The 25,101-nt window shown below is 71.9% G+C and carries 20 protein-coding genes and 1 tRNA gene; 12 read left to right on the forward strand and 9 right to left on the reverse strand.

All coding sequences use genetic code 11. The features are described from left to right. Positions 1 to 3: 3 nt before the first annotated feature. Positions 4 to 2,382, reverse strand: coding sequence for an ABC transporter permease (locus HNR30_RS05600; RefSeq protein WP_181608541.1), 2,379 nt, complete (start codon positions 2,380 to 2,382; stop codon positions 4 to 6). Continuing rightward, on the reverse strand, positions 2,379 to 3,056 hold the full coding sequence (locus tag HNR30_RS05605; RefSeq protein WP_312894246.1) for an ABC transporter ATP-binding protein: 678 nt from the start codon (positions 3,054 to 3,056) through the stop codon (positions 2,379 to 2,381). Before HNR30_RS05605 ends, HNR30_RS05600 begins: the two co-directional genes overlap by 4 nt. A gap of 233 nt (positions 3,057 to 3,289) precedes the next feature. On the opposite strand from HNR30_RS05605, the gene gltB reads away from it, so the two are divergent. The 9 genes from gltB to HNR30_RS05650 all read left to right on the forward strand — a co-directional run bounded on the left by gltB (position 3,290) and on the right by HNR30_RS05650 (position 15,660). Beyond that, a complete protein-coding gene (gene gltB / locus HNR30_RS05610) occupies positions 3,290 to 7,804 on the forward strand; it encodes a glutamate synthase large subunit (RefSeq protein WP_181608542.1) in 4,515 nt (1,504 codons plus the stop codon). Continuing rightward, the gene (locus HNR30_RS05615) at positions 7,801 to 7,953 is read left to right on the forward strand and encodes a hypothetical protein (protein WP_181608543.1); all 153 of its coding nucleotides are present in this window, start codon (positions 7,801 to 7,803) and stop codon (positions 7,951 to 7,953) included. Before gltB ends, HNR30_RS05615 begins: the two co-directional genes overlap by 4 nt. A 3-nt stretch (positions 7,954 to 7,956) precedes the next feature. Next, positions 7,957 to 9,408 carry a glutamate synthase subunit beta gene (locus tag HNR30_RS05620; RefSeq protein ID WP_181608544.1) on the forward strand — a complete coding sequence of 484 codons (1,452 nt, stop codon included), beginning with the start codon at positions 7,957 to 7,959 and terminating at the stop codon, positions 9,406 to 9,408. A gap of 97 nt (positions 9,409 to 9,505) precedes the next feature. Further along, positions 9,506 to 10,918 carry a phospholipid carrier-dependent glycosyltransferase gene (locus HNR30_RS05625; RefSeq protein WP_181608545.1) on the forward strand — a complete coding sequence of 471 codons (1,413 nt, stop codon included), beginning with the start codon at positions 9,506 to 9,508 and terminating at the stop codon, positions 10,916 to 10,918. After that, a complete protein-coding gene (locus HNR30_RS05630) occupies positions 10,919 to 12,514 on the forward strand; it encodes a S8 family peptidase (protein ID WP_181608546.1) in 1,596 nt (531 codons plus the stop codon). It begins immediately after the preceding gene. Positions 12,515 to 12,539: 25 nt separating this feature from the next. Next, a complete protein-coding gene (locus HNR30_RS05635; protein WP_181608547.1) occupies positions 12,540 to 12,890 on the forward strand; it encodes a DUF2784 domain-containing protein in 351 nt (116 codons plus the stop codon). Positions 12,891 to 12,925: 35 nt separating this feature from the next. Continuing rightward, a complete protein-coding gene (gene pyk / locus HNR30_RS05640; protein WP_181608548.1) occupies positions 12,926 to 14,353 on the forward strand; it encodes a pyruvate kinase in 1,428 nt (475 codons plus the stop codon). Positions 14,354 to 14,464: 111 nt separating this feature from the next. Further along, positions 14,465 to 15,043 (forward strand): dihydrofolate reductase family protein, encoded by a 579-nt coding sequence (locus HNR30_RS05645; RefSeq protein WP_181608549.1) that lies wholly within the window; start codon positions 14,465 to 14,467, stop codon positions 15,041 to 15,043. A gap of 32 nt (positions 15,044 to 15,075) precedes the next feature. Further along, on the forward strand, positions 15,076 to 15,660 hold the full coding sequence (locus HNR30_RS05650; RefSeq protein WP_181608550.1) for a hypothetical protein: 585 nt from the start codon (positions 15,076 to 15,078) through the stop codon (positions 15,658 to 15,660). Here HNR30_RS05650 and HNR30_RS05655 read toward each other — a convergent pair. From HNR30_RS05655 to HNR30_RS05670, 4 genes are read right to left on the reverse strand one after another with little or no spacing between them, the layout of a single operon-like run. Then, the gene (locus HNR30_RS05655; protein WP_181608551.1) at positions 15,644 to 16,783 is read right to left on the reverse strand and encodes an alpha/beta hydrolase family protein; all 1,140 of its coding nucleotides are present in this window, start codon (positions 16,781 to 16,783) and stop codon (positions 15,644 to 15,646) included. The genes HNR30_RS05650 and HNR30_RS05655 overlap by 17 nt on opposite strands. Before the next feature lie 18 nt (positions 16,784 to 16,801). After that, positions 16,802 to 18,241, reverse strand: a complete 1,440-nt coding sequence (locus HNR30_RS05660) for a S41 family peptidase (protein ID WP_181608552.1) — start codon at positions 18,239 to 18,241, stop codon at positions 16,802 to 16,804. After that, positions 18,238 to 19,305: an ABC-2 membrane transporter-related protein gene (locus HNR30_RS05665; RefSeq protein WP_181608553.1), complete on the reverse strand. Its 1,068-nt coding sequence runs from the start codon at positions 19,303 to 19,305 to the stop codon at positions 18,238 to 18,240. Before HNR30_RS05665 ends, HNR30_RS05660 begins: the two co-directional genes overlap by 4 nt. Beyond that, positions 19,302 to 20,036, reverse strand: a complete 735-nt coding sequence (locus HNR30_RS05670) for an ABC transporter ATP-binding protein (protein WP_181608554.1) — start codon at positions 20,034 to 20,036, stop codon at positions 19,302 to 19,304. Before HNR30_RS05670 ends, HNR30_RS05665 begins: the two co-directional genes overlap by 4 nt. Positions 20,037 to 20,237: 201 nt before the next feature. On the opposite strand from HNR30_RS05670, the gene HNR30_RS49930 reads away from it, so the two are divergent. After that, complete coding sequence (locus tag HNR30_RS49930) at positions 20,238 to 21,626, forward strand: sensor histidine kinase (RefSeq protein WP_312894247.1); 1,389 nt, start codon at positions 20,238 to 20,240, stop codon at positions 21,624 to 21,626. Continuing rightward, positions 21,623 to 22,297, forward strand: a complete 675-nt coding sequence (locus HNR30_RS05680; RefSeq protein WP_181608555.1) for a response regulator — start codon at positions 21,623 to 21,625, stop codon at positions 22,295 to 22,297. The genes HNR30_RS49930 and HNR30_RS05680 overlap by 4 nt, the downstream gene beginning before the upstream one ends. 114 nt (positions 22,298 to 22,411) lie before the next feature. Here the strand turns inward: HNR30_RS05680 and dapD are convergent, their stop codons facing one another. Next, a complete protein-coding gene (gene dapD, locus HNR30_RS05685) occupies positions 22,412 to 23,389 on the reverse strand; it encodes a 2,3,4,5-tetrahydropyridine-2,6-dicarboxylate N-succinyltransferase (protein ID WP_181608556.1) in 978 nt (325 codons plus the stop codon). A gap of 17 nt (positions 23,390 to 23,406) precedes the next feature. After that, positions 23,407 to 23,479 (reverse strand) — tRNA-Leu (locus HNR30_RS05690). A 101-nt stretch (positions 23,480 to 23,580) separates the two neighbouring features. Here HNR30_RS05690 and HNR30_RS05695 point away from each other — a divergent pair. Further along, complete coding sequence (locus HNR30_RS05695) at positions 23,581 to 24,165, forward strand: ANTAR domain-containing response regulator (RefSeq protein WP_312894248.1); 585 nt, start codon at positions 23,581 to 23,583, stop codon at positions 24,163 to 24,165. Positions 24,166 to 24,172: 7 nt separating this feature from the next. On the opposite strand, the gene HNR30_RS05700 is transcribed toward HNR30_RS05695, so the two are convergent. Beyond that, positions 24,173 to 25,006 (reverse strand): hypothetical protein, encoded by an 834-nt coding sequence (locus HNR30_RS05700; RefSeq protein ID WP_181608557.1) that lies wholly within the window; start codon positions 25,004 to 25,006, stop codon positions 24,173 to 24,175. Positions 25,007 to 25,101: the final 95 nt, after the last annotated feature.

Genomic DNA, 25,101 nt, shown 5'->3' on the forward strand with positions numbered 1-25,101 from the left:
GGCTCACTCCGCCCGGAGCACGTGGCCGATGCGCATGCGCGCGGCCCGCCGTCCCGGCCAGACCGCCAGCGCGTTGGCGACCAGCACCGCGACCGGCGTCACCAGCAGCAGCGCCCAGAACGCGATCGGCGGCTGGTAGAACAGCGGCGTCTGGTCGGCGACCACCCGCCACAACGTGCGTCCCAGTGCCACTCCCAGGGGCACGCCGAAGCTCAGCCCGATCACCGCCAGCAGCGTCGCCTGCATGATCACCACGGTCCTGGCCTGGCGCCTGGTCATGCCCAGCGCCCGCATCACCGCGACCTCGACCGCGCGCCGCCGTACGGCTGTCGCCAGCGCGTGGCCGACCGCGCCCACGGCCAGGACCGCCAGGAAGACGGCGAGCAGGATCGGCAGGACCCGCAGGTTGCTGATCTCGGTGGCGGCCTCGGGCGGCTGCACGAAATCGACCGACATGGTGTTCTCGCCCGGCAGCGACCGCAGGGCTGCGGCCAGCCGTTCGTGCACGGCGGCCGGGTCGGCGCCGGGGCGCAGGGCCAGCATCGCGCCGAAGTACTTGAAGCCGTCGCCGAACATGGCGCGGAAGCCGTCGCCGGTGAGCCAGCCACCCTCGTGGTACTCGTTGTGCGCGGCGGGCATGACGAAGCCGACGCCGGTCACCCGCAGCTCGTGCCCGGAGAGGGTGACCACGTCGCCCACCTCGGCGCCCAGCGCGCGGGCCGACGACACGCCCAGGGCCACCTCGCCCGCGCCCGCGGGCATGCGTCCCTCGGTCAGCACCGCGTCGACGGGCGTGCCGTCCGGCTCGAAGGAGAACAGCGCGACGGAGGTGTCGTCGGCGTTGCCCACATCGCTGTAGGCCAGGGTCACCCCGGCGACGCCGGGATCGGCGGCGGCCAGGCGCGCGGCCTGCTCGGTCGGCCCGAAGACCCTGCCGCCCTCGCCCATGAAGAGCATGAGCTGGTAGGTCATGCCGAAACGGGCGGGATTGGACACCGCGTCGGTCACGCCGGCGGAGAAGGTGAAGGCCGCGAGCACGCCGAGCACCCCCGCGACCGCGCTGAACAGCGCCGGGCGGACGGGCACGCTGGTGCGGCCCCGGCCCGGCTCCAGGGCGAACCGGGCGCCGACCACCACCGGCACCGGCAGCCCCGCCCGGGCGGCGGCGGTGGCCACGGCCGACCGGCGCGGGGCGCCCGGCGTCGTGAGCGCCAGCCGTCCCGCCAGCAGCGCCCCGGCCAGCACCAGCACCGGTACGGCCACCAGCCCCGCGATCAGCACAGGCCAGTCGGCGTCGAGGCCGGGATCCGGCTCGACCAGCGAGGCCGCGCCGATCGGGGTCCACCACGACGCGGCCAGGGCCAGCGCCACCCCCAGCGCCGCGCCCGCCACGGAGACCAGCACCGGCGCGGCTACCGCGGCGGCCAGCGACTGGCGGCCGGTCAGCCCGCTCGCGCGCAGCGCCTGGAGTTCGCCGACCGAGGCGGTGGTGTAGCGGGCGACCGACTGGCCCACCAGGACCATCGCGGCGATCAGGGCGGCCAGCGCGAAGGCCAGCAGCGAGTCGCGCTCGAAGCCCTGCATACGCTGCAGGTGGCGGGTCTTGTCGTGCAGGTTCATCAGCTCGATGTTGGTGCGGCCGGTCGCCTCGGCCAGGCTCTTGCTGAACGCGGGAATGGCCTGCTCGCCGCCGCGCAGCCGGACCAGGGCGTTGACGAAGCCGAAGTCGCGCCGGGCGCCCAGGAAGTTGTCGGTGTACCTCTGGACGAGGGCGGGGGAGGGGAACAGGTTGCCCGGCGTGGTGATGCTGTCGGAGAAGAACGGGGAGCGCACGACGCCGACGATGCGCGCGGGCACCAGCGGTCCGCCGCCCGCGCCGCTCCACGTGCTGAGGTCCTCCGCCTGCTGCGGGGTCATCAGGCGCAGGGTCAGCGTGTCGCCCAGGCGCTTGCCGTACGTGGTGAGGAAGAGCGGGGTGGCGGCCACCTCGTTCGCCCGTGCCGGGTCGGGCACGCGGCCGTCGAGGACCACCGGGCGCTCGATGGTGCGCATCGCCTCGGTGTCGGCGGGCGGCAGGTAGCCGAAGAACTCGGGCAGGCCCTCGACGAAGAACGGGGCGATCGCGATCCCGGACAGCGCCTCGACCTCGGGCAGCGCGCGGATCGGCGCCCAGTCGAAGCCGGGCTGGTTGGGCAGGGCGATCACGTCGGCGGGCAGGGTGCGGGCCGTCAGCCGCTCGATGGCGCTGTCGCCGCGCCTGGCGGCGGCGACGCCGGCCAGCACGGTGCCGGAGGCCAGCGCGATCAGCAGGCCGAGCGCCGTCAGGCTGCGCAGGCGCCGGCGTAACTCCAGCCGCAGCCAGTGGGCGGTCAGCGCGTTCATGCGACCCGCCCGTCGCGCATCAGGATCGCCCGGCTCGCGCCCGCGGCGACCTCGGGGGAGTGCGTGACCATGATGATCGTCTGGCCGTCGTCGTGCAGGCGGCGGAACAGCTCCAGCACCTCCAGCCCGCCCTCGCTGTCGAGCGCGCCGGTGGGCTCGTCGGCCAGCAGCAGCGTCGGCGCGTTGACCAGGGCGCGGGCGATCGCCAGGCGCTGGCGCTGCCCGCCGGAGAGCACCGAGGGCAGCTGCTGCGCCCGCTCGCCCAGTCCGAGCAGGTCGAGCAGGTCACGGGCCCGCGACTCGGCCGCCCTGCGCCGCATCCCGGCCAGCAGCCCCGGCATGACCAGGTTGTCGAGCGCCGAGACGCCGTCGAGCAGGTTGAAGAACTGGAAGACGAACCCCACGTGGTGGCGGCGGAAGCGCGCCAGCCAGTCGTCCTCGCGCCCGTCGACGCGCTCACCCGCGACCTCGACCGTGCCCTCGTCGACGACGTCGAGCCCGGCGATCACGTTGAGCAGCGTCGACTTGCCGCAGCCGGAGGGCCCCATGACGGCGACGAACTCGCCTTGCGCCACCTCCAGGTCCACGCCGCGCAGAGCCCGCACCGGCGCCAGCTCGGCGGCGAACGTGCGCCGCGCGCCCTTGACCCGCACCGCCATCGTCGTCTCACCCACGAGGGCATTCAACCGGGCGTGCGAGCCGGGTGGAAGGGTGCTAGCACCCCCGGAGATCCCGCGTGATGGGATAGCGCATTCCAGATGGCAAGACCCGGCTAATGTTCGCGATCCGGACCTGGTGGGCACTATTCCGGCGAGGTGCGGTAACCTTCTACGCACGAACGCAGCAGGGCCAACGTCGTCCCCGCCTGCAAGCAAGTGACGCAGACGAAGACGACGGGAGGGTTTCTATGCCTGCTGCCCGCTCCGGCTCCTTTGGGGGATTCCCCGAGCCCCAGGGCCTGTACCACCCCGCCAACGAGCACGACGCCTGCGGTGTCGCGATGGTCGCCGACGTGGCCGGACGCCGTGGACACGGGATCGTGGTGAAGGCGCTGACGGCCCTGGTCAATCTCGATCACCGGGGGGCCAAGGGTAGTGAACCGGACACCGGTGACGGTGCCGGCATCCTCACGCAGGTACCCGACGCGTTCCTCCGCTCCGTGGCGGAGTTCGAGCTGCCCGCGGCCGGCGCCTACGCCGTGGGCATGGCCTTCCTCCCCTCCGACGAGGAGGCCCGCGGGATCGCCACCCGCATGATCGAGGAGATCGCCGCCGAGGAGGGCCTGACCGTCCTGGGCTGGCGCGACGTCCCGGTCGACAACCTGCTGCCCGGGCCGAGCGCCCGCGCGGTCATGCCGTTCTTCAAGCAGCTGTTCGTCGGCTCGCCCGACGGCCTGAGCGGCCTGGAGCTCGACCGGCTGGCCTTCTGCCTGCGCAAGCGCGCCGAGCACGAGGCAGACGTCTACTTCCCCTCGCTGTCGAGCCGCACGCTCGTCTACAAGGGCATGCTCACCCCCGACCAGGTCGAGCCGTTCTTCCCCGACCTGTCGGACGAGCGGTACGACTCGGCGATCGCCCTGGTGCACTCGCGCTTCTCCACCAACACCTTCCCGAGCTGGCCGCTGGCCCACCCGTACCGCTACATCGCGCACAACGGTGAGATCAACACGGTCAAGGGCAACCGCAACTGGATGCGGGCCCGCGAGGCGATGCTCTCGTCGGAGCTGATCCCCGGAGACCTGGAGCGGCTGTTCCCGATCTGCGACCCGGACGCCTCCGACACCGCCTCCTTCGACGAGGTGCTGGAGCTGCTCCACCTGGGTGGCCGCTCGCTGCCGCACGCCGTGCTGATGATGATCCCCGAGGCGTGGGAGAACCACACCGAGATGGACCAGGCCCGCCGGGCCTTCTACGAGTTCCACGCCTCGATGATGGAGGCCTGGGACGGTCCGGCCTCGATCACCTTCACCGACGGCACCCTGGCCGGCGCCGTGCTCGACCGCAACGGCCTGCGCCCCGGGCGCTTCTGGGTCACCGAGGACGGCCTCGTCGTGCTCGCCTCCGAGGCGGGCGTGCTCGACATCCCCGAGGACCAGGTCGTGCGCAAGGGCCGCCTGCAGCCGGGCCGCATGTTCCTCATCGACACCGAGCGCGGCAAGATCATCGAGGACGACGAGATCAAGGCCGAGCTCGCCGCCGCCCTGCCGTACGAAGACTGGCTCCACGCCGGGCTGGTGCGCTTCGAGGAGCTGCCCTCGCGCGCCCACGAGGTGCCCACCCACGAGGCGCTCATCAAGCGCCAGCAGACCTTCGGCTACACCGAGGAGGAGCTGCGCATCATCCTGTCGCCGATGGCCTCCTCCGGCATCGAGCCGATCGGGTCGATGGGCACCGACACCCCGGTGGCGGTGCTGAGCGAGAAGCCGCGCCTGCTGTTCGACTACTTCTCGCAGCTGTTCGCGCAGGTCACCAACCCGCCGCTCGATGCCATCCGCGAGGAGCTGGTGACGTCGCTGGCCAGCGTGCTGGGCCCGGAGGGCAACCTCCTGGACCCGGGACCGAGCTCCTGCCGCCAGCTGGTGCTGCCCTACCCGGTGATCGACAACGACGAGCTCGCGAAGATCATCCACATCAACGACAAGCACGACCTGCCGGGCTTCCACCCGTACGTCATCTCCGGCCTCTACGAGGTCGCCGGCGGCGGCCAGGCGCTGCGCGGGCGCCTGGAGGAGATCAAGGCCGAGGCCTCGCAGGCCATCGAGAACGGCGCCCGCATCCTGGTGCTGTCGGACCGCGGCTCCACCGCCGAGCTGGCGCCGATCCCGTCGCTGCTGCTCACCGGCGCGGTGCACCACCACCTCATCCGCGAGAAGACCCGCACCCGCGTGGGCCTGGTCATCGAGACCGGCGAGGCGCGCGAGTGCCACCACATGGCGCTGCTCATCGGCTACGGCGCGGGCGCGATCAACCCGTACCTGGCCATCGAGACGGTCGAGGACCTGGTCGACACCGGAGTCCTCCAGATCGACAAGACCAAGGCCGTGCGCAACCTGATCAAGGCCTACGGCAAGGGCGTCATCAAGGTCATGTCGAAGATGGGCGTGTCCACGGTGGCCTCCTACACCGGCGCGCAGATCTTCGAGGCGCTCGGCCTCGGCTCCGAGGTCATCGACGAGTGCTTCACCGGCACCACCTCCCGCCTGGGCGGCGTGGGCTTCGACATCCTCGCCGAGGAAGCCGCCAGGCGTCACCGGCAGGCCTACCCGCGCGTGGAGAACGCCCACCGCAAGCTCCGGGTCGGCGGCGAGTACCAGTGGCGGCGCGAGGGCGAGCCCCACCTGTTCAACCCCGAGACCGTCTTCAAGCTGCAGCACGCCACCCGCACCCGGCGCTACGAGATCTTCAAGGAGTACACCGGCCTCGTCGACTCCCAGGCCGAGAAGCTGATGACGCTGCGCGGACTGTTCAAGTTCAGCAGCGACAGGAGCCCGGTGCCGCTGGAGGAGGTCGAGCCGGTCAGCGAGATCGTCAAGCGCTTCTCCACCGGCGCGATGTCGTACGGCTCCATCTCGATGGAGGCCCACGAGACCCTCGCCATCGCCATGAACCAGCTGGGCGCCAAGTCCAACACCGGCGAGGGCGGCGAGGACCCCGAGCGCCTCTACGACCCGTCGCGGCGCAGCGCCATCAAGCAGGTGGCCTCCGGCCGCTTCGGCGTGACCTCGGAGTACCTGGTCAACGCCGACGACCTGCAGATCAAGATGGCCCAGGGCGCCAAGCCCGGCGAGGGCGGCCAGCTGCCCGGCCACAAGGTCTACCCGTGGATCGCCAAGACCCGGCACTCCACCCCGGGCGTCGGCCTCATCTCGCCGCCTCCTCACCACGACATCTACTCGATCGAGGACCTGGCCCAGCTCATCCACGACCTGAAGAACTCCAACCCCGCCTCGCGTGTCCACGTGAAGCTGGTCGCGGAGGTCGGCGTCGGCACCGTCGCCGCGGGCGTGTCCAAGGCTCACGCCGACGTGGTGCTCATCTCCGGCCACGACGGCGGCACCGGAGCGTCCCCGCTCACGTCGCTGAAGCACGCGGGCGCGCCGTGGGAGCTCGGCCTGGCCGAGACCCAGCAGACCCTGCTGCTCAACGGCCTGCGCGACCGCATCGTCGTCCAGGTCGACGGCCAGCTCAAGACCGGCCGCGACGTGGTCATCGCCGCGCTGCTGGGCGCCGAGGAGTACGGCTTCGCCACCGCTCCGCTCGTCGTCTCCGGCTGCGTCATGATGCGCGTCTGCCACCTCGACACCTGCCCCGTCGGCGTGGCCACGCAGAACCCCGAGCTGCGCAAGCGCTTCAGCGGCAAGCCGGAGTTCGTGGTCAACTTCTTCGAGTTCATCGCCGAGGAGATCCGCGAGTACCTGGCCGAGCTCGGCTTCCGCTCGCTCGACGAGGCGATCGGTCACGTCGAGGCGCTCGACATGAGCGCCGCCGAGGACCACTGGAAGGCCCACGGCCTGGACCTGTCGCCGATCCTGCACCAGCCGGAGCTGCCCGCGGGCACCCCGCTGCGCCAGGTCGTCACCCAGGACCACGGCCTGGAGCACGCCCTCGACAACACCCTCATCCAGCTGGCCGAGGGCGCGCTGGCCAACGGCACGCCGGTCATGCTGGAACTGCCCATCCGCAACGTCAACCGCACGGTCGGCACCATGCTCGGCCACCAGGTGACCAAGCGGTACGGCGGAGCCGGGCTGCCCGACAACACCATCGACATCGGCTTCACCGGCTCGGCGGGCAACTCCTTCGGAGCGTTCATCCCGCGCGGCATCACCCTGAGGCTGACCGGTGACTCCAACGACTACCTCGGCAAGGGCCTGTCGGGCGGGCGCCTCACGCTCAAGCCCGCCGGCTCGCTCGACGGCCACATCATCGCCGGCAACGTCGCCCTCTACGGCGCGACCTCCGGCGAGGTGTTCATCCGCGGCGTGGTCGGCGAGAGGTTCTGCGTCCGCAACTCCGGCGCCACCGCCGTCGTCGAGGGCGTGGGCGACCACGGCTGCGAATACATGACCGGCGGACGCGTGATCGTCCTGGGACCGACCGGCCGCAACTTCGCGGCGGGCATGTCGGGCGGCATCGCCTACCTGCTCGACGCCCACCACGAGCGGGTCAACCGCGAGATGGTCGCGGTCGAGCCGCTGGCCGAGGCCGACGGGGAGTTCCTGCGTGAGCAGGTCGACAAGCACTTCGCGGAGACCGGCTCGCCGGTGGCCAAGGAGCTGCTGGCCGACTGGCAGGGCGCGCTCGCCCGTTTCACCAAGATCATGCCGACCGACTACAAGCGGGTCCTGCGCGCGGCCGAGGCCGCCCGCATCGAGGGCCGCGACGTCGACGAGGCGGTCATGGCGGCGGCGGTGCAGGCATGACCAAGTTCGTCAACACTCCTGGCGCCGGGCCCCGCCGTACGGTCTCCCGGGCCCTCGTGGCCCGCACGCTCGTCCCGCGCACCCTCGCCCCGAGGTCGCTCACCCCGCGAGTCCTCGCCCAGACGAAGATCCAGACGAAGGAGGCGTAACCGATGGCCGACCCGAAGGGTTTCCTCACGCACGACCGGGAGCTGCCGGCACGCCGCCCCGTCGACGTCCGCATCCAGGACTGGCGGGAGGTCTACGAGGACTTCCCGGCGCCCAAGCTGACCAAGCAGGCCGCCCGCTGCATGGACTGCGGCATCCCGTTCTGCCACAACGGCTGCCCGCTGGGGAACCTCATCCCCGAGTGGAACGACCTGGTCTACCGCCACGACTGGCAGGAGGCCATCGAGCGGCTGCACGCCACCAACAACTTCCCGGAGTTCACCGGCCGCCTGTGCCCGGCTCCGTGTGAGGCGGCGTGCGTGCTCGGCATCAACGCCGACCCGGTGGCGATCAAGCGGGTCGAGGTCGAGATCATCGACCGCGCCTTCGCCGAGGGCTGGGTCAAGCCGCAGGTCCCGGCGGTGAGGACCGGTCGCCGCGTGGCGGTCGTCGGCTCCGGGCCCGCCGGGCTGGCCGCCGCCCAGCAGCTGTCGAGGGCCGGTCACGACGTGACCGTCTACGAGCGGGCCGACGCCGTCGGCGGGCTGCTGCGCTACGGCATCCCCGAGTTCAAGATGGAGAAGCGCCACATCGACCGCCGCATCGAGCAGATGCGGGCCGAGGGCACGACGTTCGTCACCGGCTGCAACGTCGGCGTCGACGTCACCGCGGCCGAGCTGCGCGAGCAGTTCGACGCGGTCGTCCTGGCCGGTGGCGCCACCCAGTGGCGTGACCTGCCCATCGCGGGGCGCTCGCTCAACGGCGTCTACCAGGCGATGGAGTACCTGCCGCCGGCCAACGTGTCGATGGCCGACTCGCCGATCAACGCCCGCGGCAAGCACGTGGTCGTCATCGGCGGCGGCGACACCGGCGCCGACTGCATCGGTACGGCGATCCGCCAGGGTGCCGCCTCGGTCACCCAGCTCGAGATCATGCCCAAGCCGCCGGGTTCCCGCGCCGGTTCGCAGCCGTGGCCGACGTTCCCGACGCTGTTCAAGATGGAGAGCGCCCACGAGGAGCTCGAGGACGGCGGGGGAGCGCGCGTCTACGCTGTCTCGACGGTCGAGTTCGTCGACGACGGCGAGGGCAACGTGCGCGCCCTGCGGGTCGTCGACGTCGAGGGTCCGCAGACCGGCTTCAAGCCGATCCCCGGCACCGAGCGGGAGATCCCCGCGGACCTGGTCACCCTGTCGATGGGCTTCGTCGGCCCGGAGAAGGGCGCGCTGCTGACCGACCTGGGCGTCGACTACGACCCCCGGGGCAACGTGGCGCGGGACAAGACGTACATGACCAGCGTCTCCGGCGTGTTCTCGGCCGGTGACATGGGCCGCGGGCAGTCGCTGATCGTCTGGGCCATCGCCGAGGGCCGCGCCGCCGCGTCGTGCGTCGACCGCTTCCTCACCGGCGAGACCGCCCTGCCGTACCCGATCCTGCCGACCGCGCGACCGCTGGTCTAGCGAGAACGTGGAAGGTCCCGCCCGGCGGCCCGGGCGGGACCTTCTGCCTTTGCGGGTGGTAACGCCGGGGTTATGTCCGTCCCGGTGAAATCGGGCCGTGCTCTCGCTGCTGTCACGCCATCGCCCCTTCGCCGTGATCATCGCTCTGGCCCTGCTGGTCAGAGCCGCGGTCGTCCTCGGCTATCCGCCGGCCCGGCTGTACTGGGGCGACTCCTTCTCCTACCTGGACATCGCCCTCGACCTGCGCCCGGAGCCGACGCTGCGGCCGGTCGGCTATCCGCTGTTCCTGCGGGCCCTGGCGCCGCTGCACAGCGTGGCGGCCGTGGCGGTGGTGCAGCACCTGATCGGCGTCGCCACCGGTGTCCTCGTCTACGCCGTGGCGCGCCGCCGCTCAGCGCCCGCCTGGGCGGCGAACGCCGCCACCCTGCCGGGCCTGTTCGGCGAGGGGTTCCTGCGCCTGGAGCACGCGATCCTGGCCGACACGCTGTTCGTCTTCCTGATCGTGGCGGCGCTGGCGGTCGTGCTGTGGCGGACGGACCTGGGCCATCGGGCCGCGCTGGCGGCCGGGGTGCTGCTGGCCTACGCCACCCTGGTGCGCACGATCGGCGTGCTGCTGATCGGCGTGGTGATCGTCGTGCTGACCGTGGCACTGCTCCTCCGGCGCCGGGGCCTGCGCCCGCTGCTGACCTTCGCCGCCGCGGCCACCCTGCCGCTCGCCTGCTACGCCGCCTGGTACGGCACGCATCACGGCAGGTTCGCCGTCAGCGGCGCCGACGGCGTCATGTTGTGGGCACGCACGATGACCTTCGCCGACTGCGCGAAGATCAGGCCACCGGCCGACCTGGCCGCCCTGTGCCCGAACGGCACCGTGACCGACGCGGCCTCCGAATACGTCTGGCACCCGGAGTCGGCCGTCAACCTGCTGCCGGGCGGCGCCTTCGCCAACAACGACCGCGCCCGCGGCTTCGCGCTGCGCGCCATCGCCGCGCAGCCGCTCGACTACCTGTGGCACGTGGCCAAGGACACCTCCATCGCCTTCCGCTGGACACCGGAACCGCATCCCGACCGGACCACGCCCGCCTTCGGCTTCGCCCACGGCCGGTGGGACCTGCCCGGCGTGCCGCTGGTCGAGCGGCTCAGGCGCGACTACGCGCCCGACATCGGGGCGATGCGGTCGGTCTCGCCGTACGCCGACCTGCTGATCGCCTACCAGTACGCCGCCCACCTGCGCGGGCCGGTGCTGCTGGCCGTCCTGGTGGCGGGCGCGCTGCGGCCGCGGCGCACGCTCCTGCCGTGGGCGGCGGCGATGACCTTGCTGGTGGGACCGGTCGCGGTGCTCGACTTCGACCATCGCTACGTGCTGCCCGCGATCCCCGTGGCGTGCCTGGCCGCCGCGCTGGCGGCGGTTCGCCGCCCAACCCAGCTAGCATTTACCGAAATGTCAGGATTTATTGCTTCGCGCAAACCATCTCAAGACGTCGCACGTCTTAAGGCAGTAAAGGGGGCATAGATGGGCAAGATCGGCGCAGCGGCCATGGCGGTGGCGATGGCGGCCTCAATGCTCGCCTGCGCCCCCGCCTCGCCCCGATCGGCGCACACCGACAGCTACCTCGTCTTCTACGCCGACCCGGCAGGCGCCAGGTCCGCCGTCGAGCGGGCCGGTGGACGCTTCGTCAGCGACGAGCCGAAACTCGGCTACCTCATCGCGGAAGGCGACCGCTCGCTGCCCGACGAGCTCGACGGCGACCCGGCCGTGGCCGGCGTCTCCACCGACGGTGTGATCGGCCGCGCCACCGCCGTCCCCGCCGCGATGCCCGCCGCGATGCCCGATGTGTCGTCCATGACGCGCAAGGGCGACCCCGCCAAGGCCGAGCCGCTGGCCCGCCGCCAGTGGGACATGAAGATGATCGGCGCCGACCGCGCCAACGCCGTCCTGCCCGGCTCGAAGAAGGTCCTGGTCGGCGTCATCGACACCGGCGTCGACGGCAGGCACCCCGACATCGCCCCCAACTTCAACCGCGAGCTGTCGCGCAACTTCGTCACCGACATCCCCAAGGACGCCGACGGCGAGGAACTCGACGGCCCGTGCGAGGTCAAGAGCTGCAAGGACCCCGTGGACGTGGACGACGACGGCCACGGCACCCACGTGGCCGGCACGATCGCCTCCCCGGTCAACGGCATCGGCATCGCCGGCGTCGCCCCGAACGTGCAGATCGTCAACCTGCGCGCCGGCCAGGACTCCGGCTTCTTCTTCCTCAAGGCCAGCCTCGACGCCCTCACCTACGCCGCCGACATCGGCGTCGACGTGGTCAACATGAGCTACTACGTCGACCCGTGGCTGTTCAACTGCGCTGACAACAAGGCCGACACCAAGAAGCAGCGCCAGCAGCAGCGAGCCATCGTCACCGGCATGCAGCGCGCCCTCGACTACGCCCGCGGCAAGGGCGTCACGCTGATCAGCGCCCTCGGCAACGGCTCCACCGACCTCGGCGACCCGCGCTCCGACGAGGGCAGCCCCAACTACCCGCCCGGCCGCGAGAAGACCCGCCGCGTCGACAACTCCTGCATCAACGTGCCCGCCGAGTCCAAGGGCGTCATCTCCGTGGCCGCCGTCGCCCCCAGCGGCACGAAGGCCGGCTACTCCGACTACGGCCTGGAGCAGACCGACCTGTCCGCGCCCGGCGGCGACATCAGCGACGGCAGCGGCATCGCGGTCACCCGCTCCATCCTGGCCCCCGCCCCCGAGCACGTGCTGCGCGCCACCGGCAAGCTCGACGCCGACGGCAGCCCGAACACCAGCGAGGTCGTGCGCGACTGCACCGCCGGCCCCTGCTCGTACTACCAGTACCTCGACGGCACCTCGATGGCCGCGCCGCACGCCACCGGCGTCGCCGCCCTGCTGATCAGCCGCTTCGGCAAGCCCGGCAAGGGAGGCCTGCACCTGGACCCGGCCACCGTCGAGAAGTACCTGTACGGCACCGCCACGAAGAAGGCCTGCCCGGCCTCCTACCCGCTGGGCCACAAGTGCGAGGGCGACAAGGCCAGGAACGGCTTCTACGGCCGCGGCGTCGTGGACGCGTTCAAGGCCGCGACGTTCCGGCCCTGACCTTCCGCGACGTAGGGTCGGCGCCATGATGTATCGCCTGATCGGGGAAGCCGCGATGGTGGTGCACTTCCTCTTTCTCGCCTTCATGGCCGTCGGCGGCTTCCTGGCCTGGCGCTGGAAATGGCTGATCTGGCCGCATCTGGCGGTCGCGGCCTGGGGGATCGTCTCGGTCGTCACCGGCATCGAGTGCCCGCTCACCGTCGTGGAGAACTGGGGCCGCCACCACGCCGGCCTGGCGGGCCTGCGGCCGGGCGGCTTCATCGACACCTACATCGAAGGCGTAATCTATCCGGAGGAACACACAAATCTGGTACGGCTAGGCGTCGTGATCCTGGTGTTGACCTCCTGGACCGGTTTTGTTCTCCGAAGACGGTGACTGCCAAGTGGTCTGTACCAATTAAGGTAGGACCTGTGACTCGTCGCGCGAAAATCGTCTGCACCCTCGGCCCCGCAACCTCCTCCCCGGAACGGCTCCGCGAGCTCATCTCCGCCGGGATGGACGTCGCACGCTTCAACCTCAGCCACGGCACCCACGAACTCCACAAGGAGATCTACGACCGGGTGAGAGAGGTGGCGGCCGACCTCGGCCGCGGCGTAGGCGTCCTGGCCGACCTGCAGGGGCCGAAGATCCGCGTGGGCAAGTTCGAGGAGGGCCCGGTCCGCCTCGGCTTCGGCGACGTGTTCACCATCACCACCGAAGACGTCGGCGGCGATCGCGAGCAGGTCTCCACGACCTACAAGGGCCTGCCCAACGACGTGCGCGCCGGCGACACCATCCTCGTCGACGACGGCCGCCTCGTCCTGGAGGTCACCCGCGTCGACGGCCAGCGCGTCACCACCCGCGTGGTGATCGGCGGCATGATCTCCGACAACAAGGGCCTCAACCTGCCCGGCGTGAACGTCTCCGCGCCCGCCCTCACCGACAAGGACGAGGCCGACCTGCGCTGGGCGCTGCGCACCGGCTGCGACATGATCGCGCTGTCGTTCGTGCGCAGGCCGTCCGACGCCGACGTCGTGCGCAACATCATGGAGCAGGAGGCCGTCAGGCTTCCCCTGCTGGCCAAGATCGAGAAGCCGCAGGCGGTCGACCGCCTCCCCGAGATCGTCGAGGCCTTCGACGGCATCATGGTCGCCCGCGGCGACCTCGGCGTCGAGCTCCCGCTCGAAGAGGTGCCGATCGTCCAGCGCCGCATCATCGAGCTGTGCCGCGAGAAGGCCCGCCCGGTCATCGTCGCCACCCAGATGCTCGACTCGATGATGCACAGCCCGCGCCCGACCCGCGCCGAGGCCTCCGACGTCGCCTACGCCGTCATGGACGGCGCCGACGCGGTCATGCTCTCCGGCGAGACCTCCGTCGGTAGCTACCCGGTCGAGTCCGTGGCCACCATGGACCGCATCGCCTGCGCCGCCGAGAAGGCCTCGCTCACCGCGACCCACAACCTCGACCGGCTCCCCGAGACCACCGGCGGCGCCATCGCCCGCGCCGCAGCCGAGGTGGGCGCCATCGTCGGCGCCAAGGCGCTGTGCGCGTTCACCATGTCGGGCGAGACGGCGCGCCGCCTGGCCCGCTACCGCTCGCCGATCCCGCTGCTCGCCTTCACCAGCGCCCCGCACGTGCGCGGCCAGCTCTCGCTCACGTGGGGCGTCGAGACCTTCCACGTGCCGTTCGTCCACCACACCGACGACATGGTGCGCCAGGTCGAGGCGTCGCTGCTGGCCCTCGGCAAGGTCGAGAAGGGCGACAAGGTCGTCATCGTGGCCGGCTCGCCTCCCGGCACCCCCGGCTCGACCAACGCGCTGCGCGTCCACACCATCGGCTCCGCGGTCTCCCACCCGTAGTCTCACGACGAAGGTCCCGCCTTTCGAGGCGGGACCTTTCTCGTTGCCGGTGAGTTTCGCCGCCCGCGCGAGTCGGTATCTGTGACACACCGTCACCGCGAGGAGGGCACCATGACCGCCACCTACACCTTCGACGTCTTCTCCAGCCTCGACGGCTTCGGCGCCGCCACCGGCGACTGGACCGGCTACTGGGGAAAGCAGGGCCCCGAGCTCCTGGCCCACCGCCTGGCCGTCTACAGCGAGGACCAGCACATGGTCTTCGGCGCCACCACGTACCGGTCCTTCGCCCGGATGCTCGCCGAGAGCACCGAGGACTCCGACGTGCGCGACCCGTGGGTCACCCGGATGATCACCCTGCCCGCCACGGTGGTGTCGACCACGCTCCAGGGCCCTCTCGGCGAGCTTGACGCGGACATCGTGAGCGGCGACGCCGTCGAGGTGGTCGCCAGGCTCAAGGAGGAGTCCGCCGTACCGCTGCGCTCGCACGGCAGCCTGGCGATGAACCGCGCGCTGATGGCCGCCGGGCTCGTCGACCGCGTCCAGGTGACGCTCTTCCCCGTGATCACCGGGCGGACCGGGCTGGACCCCGTCTTCGGCGGCGCGGCCGACTTCGACCTCGAGCTGATCGAGCACCGCACGCTCGACGGCGACATCCAGGAGCTGGTCTACCGCCCCACCCTGCACGGCTGAACCTGAGCCGCGATCGCGGCGTCTGACCTTTCATGATCCTCCTGCTGGCGCTGACCCTGGCGGCCATCCCGCACGGCTTCCTCACCCTCGACGCCACCGCCGCCCTGCCCGACCACGACGAAACCTGGAGCGAGGTCAGCAACGATCCCGGCAAGCAGCTCGTCCTCAACCCGTGCGCGCGCAAGGCGCCCGTGACAGGACGCTATGCCGCCCGCACCATCATGATCAGCACCTCGGCGCCCTCCGCCTACGGCGAGCAGCTGGCGCTCTACCACGACACCGCCGACGCCAAGGCGCACTTCTCCCGCCTCAAGACCGACCTGAAGCGCTGTGCCAGGAAGACCAAGGGCCACCGCTACCTGGCCACCCGCACCCGCGTCGGCGACGAGGCCGTCTTCGTCCGTGGCCGCACGTACTACAGCGAGATCAGGGCGTGGGAGTCCTCCCAGTGGTGGATCGTCGCCCGCCGCGGCGGCGCGCTGATGGTGTACACCTCCACCTACGGCCACTCGACGGGCGACGCCGACGCCCGCAGGGAGCTCACGGCGGACGCCAGGCGCATGGCGGCCAAGGTCTGCGGGCTCAGCAGCGCCGAGCGGCCTAGCGGCCCGTGCTGACGGCGAACCTCACCTCGGGATGGCGCGACGGCCCTTCCAGGACTCCCTGCTGGCGCCCCTTCAGGTGCAGATCGAGAAAGGCGCCCACGTACGTCCTGGTGAGCTCCGACCCGCGCTCCGCCGCCGGCATCCCCGGCAGCGGCTCCAGGCCGATCGTGCGCGCCAGCAGGGGGACGTCGGTGAACGACTGGTGCTCGCCGTTGGTCAGCACGATCCAGCGTTTCCACCCGGTCAGCAGCTTCCAGTCGCGATCCCACGTGTGGTCCCGCCCGCCGGGGACGTGCTCGCGCGAGCCCAGGAACATGAACGGCCGGGACAGCCCGCCCTGAGGGATCCGCGCGTACGTGGTCCCGTCCATGTCGATCCCCGCCCGGACGCGGGGATCGACGACCATGGCCGCGACCGCGCCGGCCCCGCCTATCGACTGGCCGACCATCGCGATCCTCTCCCGGTCGATCACCTCCGCGTGCGCCCACCGGGACGCGAGCTCGTCCAGGACGAAGGAGACGTCGGCCGCCCGCACCCTGACGAGCGCGGCGCGGAAGCCGGGGTCGGTGTCGCTGTCGCAGGCCAGGCATTCGGCCACCCGGCCGTCGGCCAGGGTCGTGGCGTAGCTCTCGTAGGTGTGGTCGACGCCCGCCACGACGTACCCGCGGCTGGCCAGGTCCTCGGCCAGGGAGGTGAGGGTGCTGACCGGCTTGGTGAAGCCGGGTGAGAGCACCACCAGCGGCAGCGCCCGCCCGGCGGGGGCGGCGTCCTTGACGGCGTGGGTGCGCGTCATGCTCAGCGCGGAGGCGGGCGAGGTCGAGCTGCCCGAGCCTCGCAGCAGGAGTTCGGCCTCCTTGACCGACATGTACGGCGCGCGCGGGCCGTCACGCCGCGCCGCCGGGTACCACAGGGTGACCTTGAGCTCCCTGGTGTCGGCGTCGAGGTTCCAGGGATCGGGGCGCGAGCCGTCGGTCAGGTGCAGGACCGTGGTGCCGACCGGCCGGGGACCGGTGGGGGCGGGCAGGGTGACGGGACCTGACGGTTGCGCCTGCCGTACGGCGGAGCGTGGAGGCGCGGGCGCGGAGCAGGCGGTCAGGACGGCCAGCCCCGCGGCGACGATCAGAAGTCTTCTCATGGCGGGTGACGGATCCCTTCACGCGGGCAGCAAGGACAGCGCCTTGGCCAGGGCGGCGTCGTGCCCGGCCGCGGCGTCGTGCCCGGCCGCGGCGTCGGCCGGGGTCGCGGGCACGTGGTGGTCGGGCGGCACGCCGATCCGGTCGATCACCTCGCCGCCCGGCGCGCGGTGGTGCCTGGAGGGCAGGCTCAGGAAGGTGTTGTTGGCGAGCAGGTACGGCCGGGCCGGACCGGAGATCAGCCCGGCGGTCCTGGTGCCGACGAGCGGTCCGAGGCGCAGGTCCTTGACGGCGGCGGCGAAGTGCTCGCAGGCCGAGGCGCAGCCCCGGTCGGTGAGCACCACGAGCGGCAGGCGCAGCAGCTCGACGGTGTCGTCGGTCGGCGTGGTCTGGCAGGCGCCCTCGGCGGTGCACTGGTAGGCGGTGTTCTCGCCGTGGACGAACGCGCTCAGCAGCCGCGTCGCCTCCACCGGGCTGCCGCCGCCGTTGCCGCGCAGGTCGAGCACGACGCCGGCCAGCGTGCGCCCGGCGCGCATCCGGATGATCGCGCGCAGGACCCGGTTGGCGGAGTCGGGGGCGAATCCGGTCATCTTCACGTAGGCGACGTTCCGCAGGAGTTTCGACCGCACCACCTGCAGGCTTTCCAGGTCACGCGGGAAGAGGCCGGGCTTGAGCGTGACGTTCCAGCGGGTGCTGTTCCGCAGCAGGCGCAGCCGTACCGGCCGTGCCTCGGGGTAGGCCGGATGGAGGGCGGCAAGGACGGGGGAGGCGCGCCCGTCGACGAAGGGCGCGGAGCCGTTGATCGATTCGATGACGTCGCCGGGCCGCAGCCCGGCGGCCAGGGCCGAGCCTCCCTGGACGGCGGTGACGAACAGCGGCGGCGCGGCGGCGGCCAGGTCGCCGGAGGCCTGCCTGCCGCTGACGCCGGCCTCCAGGCCCAGGCCGTAGCCGTCGCCGTCGTAGAACCCGGGCGGGCGCGGGACCTGACGGGTCCAGGTGGCGTGATTGTCGCCGAGGGCGGCCACGAGCGCTTCGAGCGTGACGACCGCCAGCCGGTCGCGCAAACCGGGAACCCGCTCGGTGACACTGTCGATGATCTTGCGGTAGGCCGCCTCGAATGCCGCCCAGTCGGCCGTGCGGTCGCCGCTCAGCGCGGGCATGACGGCCTCGGGCACGTCGTGACCTGACCGGTCGAGTTCTCTGGTCAGCGCGGCGAAGGCGGCGACCAGCAGGGAGCGGGCGTCGAGGGTGGCGCCGCCGTAGTGGTTGCCGAGGATGCAGCGGTAGGCCTGCCCGATGACGTCGATCGTGGTGGCCGTCTCCGCGCCCGGTGCGGCCCCGGGCGGAGCGCAGGCCGTACCGGACTGCGCGCCCGCCTCGGCGCGCGGCGGCGCGGGCGCCGTGCAGGCCGCCGCCAGGACGAGCACGAGCGCCGCCGCCATGATCCTGGCGATCGTCATGACAGGCGCCTCCTGATCCACCAGAAGGAGAACACCGTGAGGCCGAGGGTGAGCAGGCCGTAGATCCCGCTCTCGATCCACTGGAACGGCCAGAACCGCTCGAGCGGATGGTAGGTCGCCTGCTGCCGGTAGCCGAGCCGGTTGATCTCGGCCGTGCACCCGCCTCCGGTCAGCGCCTGCGGCGAGCAGGGGCCCGACGTCGTGGAGACCGGTACGGCGCGCACGATGGTCGACGACGGTCCGGAGCTGCCGTCACCGGCGGAGACCGCACGGCCGGACCGATCGATGAGCCTGCTCGACAGCACCCAGGCACCGGGGTGCCCGGGAACGGCCGAGGTCCTCAGGAACACCTGCAGCGATCCGCCCTGTGGCGCGCCGATGCCGTCGAGGTTCTCCCGGCCGAGCTCGAAGGTCCCGCTGACCGGCGGCATCAGGTGGGGGCGGACGAGCAGCGGGACGGCGAGCTGGATCGCGGCGAAGGCGACCAGCGTCAGGGCCATGGCGGGCAGCATGCGGCGCACGAGCATGCCCACGGTCACGCCCAGGACGAAGGCGAAGGCCGCGTACCCCATCGGGGCGATGCCGCGGGCTCCGAACACTATGGGCGCCATCTGCGCCATCTCCGGAACGGCCGACCTGTCCAGCGGCGCCGACCACCAGGTCACCGCCAGGCCGCACACCCCGGCGGCGGTCATGGCCGCCAGGCCCGCGAGCCCGAGCTTGACCGCCAGCCACCGGCCGCGGGTGACGCTCTGGTTCCACACGAGCAGGTGGGTGCCCGCCTCCAGCTCCCGGCTGACCAGCGGCGCTCCCCAGAAGAGCCCGACCAGCGCCGGCACGACCAGCACGACCAGGGTGAGGGCCAGGAAGGCCATGTCGTGCTCGGCGAAGAACCGGTCGAAGAAGTCGATGCAGGTGCCGTCGGGGACGCATGCCTCGATCCCTACGGCGTAGGTGGAGGCCAGCTCCGGCCCGGTGAGGGCCAGGGCGGTGGCCAGGACGACGAGGACCGCGGCCGTCATCGTGGCGGAGCCGCGCAACTGGCGCCAGGTGAGCCAGATCATCGCCGCACCTCCGCGACCGCGCTGCCGTCCATGTAGGCCAGCACGAGGTCCTCCAGGCCTAGTGGGGGATGGCCGGCCAGCAGCCGGCCGACCTCCCCGGCCACCTGTACGCGTGATCCGGCCAGGACGATCACGTAGTCGCAGATCTGCTCCAGGTCGGAGACCAGGTGGGAGGAGAGCAGCACGCTCAGCGCGTGCTCGGCGGCCGCCTGCGTCAGCTCCTGCAGGAACGCGCGGCGGGCCAGCGGGTCGAGCGAGGCGACGGGCTCGTCGAGGATCAGCAGCTCGGGTCGCTTGGCCAGGCCCAGGGTCAGGGCGAGCTGGGCTCGCTGCCCTCCGGACAGCCTGCCCGCCTGCTGCCCGCGCGCCAGGCCGAGGCGCTCGACGCGCTCCAGGGCCAGGGGCGCGTCCCAGCGGGGGTTGAGCCTCGCGCCGATCCGCAGGTGGTCGGCGACGGTCAGAGTGTTGTAGACGGGGGTGCCCTGGGCGACGAAACCGACCTTGGCCAGCTGCGCGGGCTCGTGCCCCGGCCTGCCGCCGAGCACGGTGACGGCGCCCGAGGTCGGTTCGAGCTGCCCGGCGGCGAGCTTCAGCAGCGTCGTCTTGCCCGCGCCGTTGGGGCCGACCAGGCCGACGACGCGGCCGGCCGGGATGTCGATGGTGCAGTCGCGCAGGGCCCAGCGCCTGCCGTACTTCTTGCCCAGGGCCTGGGCTTGTAGGACCGAGGTCACGCGATGTCCTCCTGAACCGCTTCGTCGGGGTCTCGACCGTAGGCGCGGCCCGCTCGGCGACGCCTCGGCCGCCGAAGCGATATCGCCTCCGTCGCCAGGACGACGGGCCGCCGGGTCATCCCCGCGACCTACTCCCTGAGGTCACGAGGCTCGTCACGGCGGCCGATGCGGCGACGGCGGCGCGGGCATGACAATGGGCCCGTGGAGAACGGCGAACGGCCGCCCTGGTGGCGGCATCGGCTCGGCCTCGGCAGCGGGCGTGGGGCGCCGCCGGGCGGGGAAGGACCGCCCAGGCCCTCACGCCGGGCGCTGGCCGCCGACGCGGCGGTCGCGGTGGTGCTGACCGTCGTCGCGCTCGCCGTCGCGTCGAGGCACCCGGCGATCGGCCCCGTCGCGGACCATCCCGACGTGCTCGACTACTTGCAGCTGCGGCCCGCCTCGCCCGCCACACCCGACTCCGCGCCGCTGCCCGATCCTCCGATCGGCCACCCGCCGGCCGCCGACGTGCCGTTCCCGCCCCCCGACCCCGTGCCGTCCGGCCCGCGGCCGTACGACCCGCCCGAGGTGCTCGTGGCGCTGACGGCGCTGCCGCTGGCGGCGCGGCGGCGCTTCCCGCTCGTCACCTTCTGGGCCGTGATGGCCGCGGCGCTGGCCACGCACCAGGGGGCGACCTGGATCACCGTGCTGACCTGCGCCGTCGCGGCGTACGGCGCCGCGGCCCACGGCCGTAACCGGTTCCTGGCCGTGGGCGGTCTCGTGCTCGCGGCCGGTCTGGCCGGAGGCGCCTTCCGCGACGTCGCGCCCGCCCTGCCGGACTGGATGGGACCCTTCGTCGTCCTGCTGGGCGTCGGCGCCGCCGGGAGCTTCGCGCACGTCTGGCGGCGCCAGCTCGGAGCCAGCAGGAGCCGCTTCGCCGAGCTGGAGCAGGCGCAGGCCGACGCCATGCGAAGGGCCGTCGCTGAGGAGCGTTCGCGGATCGCCGCCGAACTCCACGACGTGGTCACCCACAACGTCAGCGTCATGGTCATCCAGGCGGGCGCCGCTCGCAAGATCATGGACGAGGAGCCGGAGCAGTCGAAACAGGCCCTGCTCGCCATCGAGTCCGGTGGCCGGGCCGCCATGTCCGAGCTGCGCAACGTCATGGGCCTGCTCGCCGGTCCCGGCGGCGACCGGCTCGACGGACCGGCCGACGGCCTGGCGCCGCAGCCGGGGCTCGACCAGCTGGGCGAGCTGGTCGAGCGGGTGCGCGCCGCAGGGGTGCCGGTGCGCGTCACGGGGTCGCCGCCCGTGCCCCTGCCGCCCGGGGTCGATCTCGCCGCCTACCGCGTCGTCCAGGAGGCCCTCACCAACACGATCAAGCACGCCGCCGGGTCCGCCGCGTCCGTGACGATCGGCCACGAGGGCGACTGGCTGGAGATCGAGGTGAGCGACACCGGCGGCGGGCGGACCGCCGGCCCGCGGGCCGGCGGCGGCAGGGGGCTGATCGGCCTGCGCGAACGGCTCGCCGTCTACGGTGGCACCCTGCACGCCGGGCGTACGGCGGGCGGCGGATTCCTGATCAAGGCCCGTGTCCCGTGGAGGACCCCATGACCGGACGGCTTTGCGTCGTCATCGCCGACGACCAGGCCCTGGTGCGCACCGGCTTCCGCATGATCCTCGCCGCCGACGGCATCGAGGTCGCCGCCGAGGCCGCCAACGGCGAGGAGGCCGTCGCCGCCGTCCGCCGCAGCAGACCCGACGTCGTGCTCATGGACATCAGGATGCCGCAGATGGACGGGCTCGAGGCCACCAGGCGGATCCTCGCGGGCGGCGCCGAGGGCACCCGCGTGCTGATCCTGACCACCTACGACCTCGACCACTACGTCTACGCCGCGCTCGCCGCGGGCGCGAGCGGATTCCTGCTCAAGGACGTCACGCCGGAACACCTGGTGGCGGCGGTGCGCCTCGTGCGCTCGGGCGACGCGCTGCTCGCGCCCACCATCACCCGCCGCCTGGTCGAGCGCTTCGCCCGGCGCGACAACGCCCGGCCCGACCTGCACCGCGACCTGTCGGAGCTGACGGCGCGCGAGCTGGACGTGCTGCGCCTGCTCGCCACCGGGCTGAGCAACGCCGAGCTCGCCGACCGGCTGACGCTCAGCGTGGCGACGGTGAAGACGCACGTCGCGAGCATCCTGTCGAAGCTCGGCCTGCGCGACCGCGTCCAGGCCGTGGTGGTCGCCTACGAGACCGGCCTGATCGCTCCCGGCGGACCGGCCTCGTAAGCCCCGGCTCGGCCCTCTGGTTCTCCGGTGTGGGCCTGCTGAGCCCCAGGTCGGCCCTGTGGGGCCTTTAGAGCCCAGGTCGGCCCAGTGGGAGCCCGCGGGCTTCAGGAGGCCTCAGTTGGCGTGCAGGGCCGCGTTGAGCTCGATCCCGGTGCCCTGGCGCTGCACGGCCTCCACGGCGCCGTTGCGCGAGTTGCGGCGCAGCAGGAGCCCGTTGCCGCCGGACAGCTCCTTGGCCTTGACCACGCGCCCGTCGGGCAGCGCCACCTTGGTGCCCGCCGTCACGTACAGCCCGGCCTCGACCACGCAGTCGTCGCCGAGCGAGATCCCGATGCCCGAGTTGGCGCCCAGCAGGCAGCGCTCGCCGACCGAGATGACCTCCTTGCCGCCCCCCGACAGCGTGCCCATGATCGAGGCGCCGCCGCCCACGTCGGAGCCGTCACCCACGACCACGCCCGCCGAGATGCGCCCCTCGACCATCGAGGCGCCCAGCGTGCCGGCGTTGAAGTTGACGAAGCCCTCGTGCATGACCGTCGTGCCCGAGGCCAGGTGCGCGCCGAGCCGTACGCGGTCGGCGTCGGCGATGCGCACCCCGTACGGCATGACGTAGTCGACCATGCGAGGGAACTTGTCGACCCCGTAGACCGCCACCGCGCCGCGCGCGCGAAGGCGCAGCCTGGTCCGCTCGAAGCCCTCGACCGGGCACGGCCCGTGGCTGGTCCACACGACGTTGGCGAGCAGGCCGAAGATCCCGTCGAGGTTCAGCCCGTGGGGACGCACCAGGCGCGACGACAGCAGGTGCAGGCGCAGGTAGGCGTCGTGCGTGTCGGCGGGCGGCTCGGACAGCTTGGCGATGGCGGTGCGCACCACCACGACCTCGACGCCGCGCGCCGGGTCGGGACCGGCCAGCTCGGCGAACTCGGCGAACTCGGCGGCGCGCTCGTCGCCCGCGGTCAGCCGCTCGGTGCCGACGAAGGACGGCTCGCCCAGCTCGGGCGCGGGGAACCAGGTGTCGAGGACGGTGCCGTCGGCGGCGACGGTGGCGAGGCCCGTGCCGTAGGCGCCGGTCACGGTGGGATCGAAAGCAGTCACGTGCCCAAACTACTGGGTGCCCTGGGTGGGATTCGAACCCACACTTGACGCTGTTTGAGAGCGCTCTCTCTGCCGTTGGAGTACCAGGGCAAGGGAAATTTCCCCGTTGGTTGCCGTCAGCTTACCGTCGATCAGATCCACGGGGGCTCCGGCCTCGCTCTAATCTAGCGGACCTCGGTACTCTTGCGCTCGTGAGTACGCAGCGGCGAGTAGTGATCGCGGAAGACGAGGCCCTGATCCGCCTTGACCTCAAGGAGATGCTCCAGGAGGAGGATTACGTCGTCGTGGGCGAGGCCGGCGACGGCGAGAGCGCGATCAAACTGGCCACCGAGCTCCGCCCCGACCTGGTCATCCTTGACGTGAAGATGCCCATTCTCGACGGAATCTCGGCGGCCGAGCGCATCGTGGCCGAGCGGATCGCCCCGTGCCTGATCCTGACCGCCTTCTCCCAGCGTGACCTGGTCGAGAGGGCCAGGGACGCCGGCGCGATGGCCTACCTGGTCAAGCCCTTCACCAAGGCCGACCTGGTCCCGGCGATCGAGATGGCGGTGAGCCGTCACGAGGAGATGGTGGCGCTCGCCCAGGAGGTCTCCAGCCTCAGCGGCCAGCTCGAGACGCGCAAACTGGTCGAGCGGGCCAAGGGTCTGCTCATGGCCAAGCACGGCTGGAGCGAGCCGCAGTCCTTCCGCTGGATCCAGAAGGCCTCCATGGACCGCAGGCTGAGCATGAAGGAAGTCGCCCAGCTCGTCATCGACGACGCGGCCCAGAACGGCTGAGGCGCGGCTACGGCAGCCCGCAGACCTCCTTGGCGTAGTCGAGCATGAGCCGCTGGCTCTGCTCGTCGGGCACGACGATCACGACCTTGGCCTCGTCCTGGCCGAGCGCGGCGCGGACGGGGAACAGGTAGGCCTTCTTGGCCTCGGCGAAGGCGTGCGGGTCGCAGCGGCCCGGCAGCACCACCACGGGCACCTCCAGCCGCTGCTCGGTGCCCTTGAGCACCGACTTCGGCGCGCTGATCTGGTAGTGGGTGGTGCCGTCGACGGACACCACGGTCACGGGATCGGTGCCGGTGCGCCTGCTCACCTGGAGCGTGCCGTGCAGTTCCTCGCCCTTGCGCGTCCACGCGGACCCGAAGGTGAGGTCGACGACCTGCTTGATCAGGTAGGCCTGGCACTCGTCGCGCAGGAGCCGCTGGAGCAGCGGGTCGGGGTGCGGCACCGGGAAGATCACCTTGCGCAGCGGCTGGTCGCCGACGCGGATGTGCGCGACCACCGAGGCGGGCTGGAGCGGGGGAACGCCGTCAGGACGGCATCTGGCCGCGCCGTACGGCATCTTGAGGTCGGTTCGTTTCGTACGGCGGAGCGTCGCGTCGGTGCGCGCGGGCGGCAGGATCTCGAAGGAATCGCTGACGAGCTGGACATCAGCGAAATAGATGGGAATGTCGGTCGAATTTTTAACCGCCGCCTGTAAGCGGTGGACGGGTTCGTCCATCCGCCACTGCCCCAGGCCGACCGTGACGCCGACCGGCGGGTCCGTGGAGGGCGGCGGTTTCGCGGTCGTGGCGGGCTGGGCGGAACAGGCGGCGACGGTCAGGATCGCCAGCAGTACGCGCTTCACCTCTCGCACATTAGGGCTGACCTTCACTCTCGTAAGTTGAGGAGTGATTACGACTCCGCATCCAAGTGCCGACAGTTCTTCCATGACTCTGGCCC

The sequence above is a fragment of the Nonomuraea soli genome, from assembly GCF_013761175.1.
In the GTDB taxonomy this organism is placed as follows: domain Bacteria; phylum Actinomycetota; class Actinomycetes; order Streptosporangiales; family Streptosporangiaceae; genus Nonomuraea; species Nonomuraea soli.